The following is a 1148-nucleotide window of genomic DNA, read 5'->3' as shown; positions in this document are numbered from 1 at the left end:
TGTATAAGTCAAGACTTCATCGGACAGACAGCGAGTCCTCACCGGGTTTACGCCGCTAGGATTTTTTCCTTCGCCAAGGGCACACTGTCCAGGAACGTGTGCATCGGGGTCTTGCCATAACACCAACGGCCTTGATGTGGTCGCTGCTGGTTGTATTCGTCCATCCAGACATCGAGATCGGCCTGCAACTCCTCCAGCGTCCGATAGATCTTCTTCCGGAACGCGACGCGATAGAACTCGTTCAACATCGTCTTGTGGAAGCGCTCGCAGATCCCATTCGTTTGGGGATGCCGTGTCTTGGTCCGGGTGTGATCAATGTTCTCCACGGCCAGGTACAGTTCATACTCATGGCGCTCAGGTGCCCCACAGTACTCGGTCCCGCGGTCGGTCAGGACGCGGTTCAGCGGGATTTCGTGCGCTTCGAAGAACGGCAGCACCCGATCATTCAGGAGATCGGCAGCCGTGACCGGCATTTTCCGGTCATACAGCTTCGCGAACCCCATCTTGCTGTAGGTGTCAATGAACGTCTGCTGATAGATGCGCCCGACGCCCTTGAGCGTCCCTACGTAGAAGGTGTCTTGGGCGCCGCAGTAGCCCGGACACTCGCTCTCGAATTCGCCATGCGCTTCTTTGTCCGCCTTCGCCTTCTCCAGCGCCACGACCTGAGCCTCTGTGAGCACCAGCCCCTCTTGGGCCACCTTCGCCTCCAGCGCCTTCAACCGTTTCCGCATCGTCTCCAGGTCATGCCGGAGCCAGATACACCGGACGCCCGCAGGGGAGATCGTGAGTGCCTGTTTGCGGAGTTCATTGGCGACGCGTAGTTGCCCCCAGGCGGGTTGCTCGATCGCCCTCTGCACAACCGCCTGCTCCACCTCCGCCGACACGCGATTCTTCAGGAGGGGCTTCTGGCGGGAGATCTCCTGCAGCGCCGCCTCACCGCCGGTCTCATAGAGCTCCTTGAACCGATAGAAGCTGTCGCGGCTATACCCCATCAGTTGACAGGCCTTCGACACATTGCCCAATTGTTTCGCCAATTCCAACACGCCAACCTTCGCCCGGATAATTTTCTGTTCGGTGGTCATCGTCCGCACTCCTTTCGTGAAGGCGAGGACTCTACCGGACTGTCAGATTAAGTTCTAGCACTTACA

General features: G+C 58.4%; 1 protein-coding gene. It reads right to left on the bottom strand.

From position 1 onward, the window contains the following. Positions 1-47: 47 nt before the first annotated feature. A complete protein-coding gene (locus COMA2_RS14105; protein ID WP_090896972.1) occupies positions 48-1082 on the bottom strand; it encodes an IS481 family transposase in 1035 nt (344 codons plus the stop codon). Between the last annotated feature and the right edge of the window lie 66 nt (positions 1083-1148).

Origin of the sequence: Candidatus Nitrospira nitrificans (genome assembly GCF_001458775.1) — a bacterium.
Taxonomy (GTDB): Bacteria; Nitrospirota; Nitrospiria; order Nitrospirales; family Nitrospiraceae; genus Nitrospira_D; species Nitrospira_D nitrificans.
Note: the sequence above shows the minus strand (reverse complement) of the source record. Positions and strands in the feature narration are given on the sequence as shown.

Coding starts and splice junctions, on each gene's coding strand:
- COMA2_RS14105 (WP_090896972.1), bottom strand. CDS start 1,082: ATGACCACCGAACAGAAAATTATCCGGGCGAAGGTTGGCGTGTTGGAA.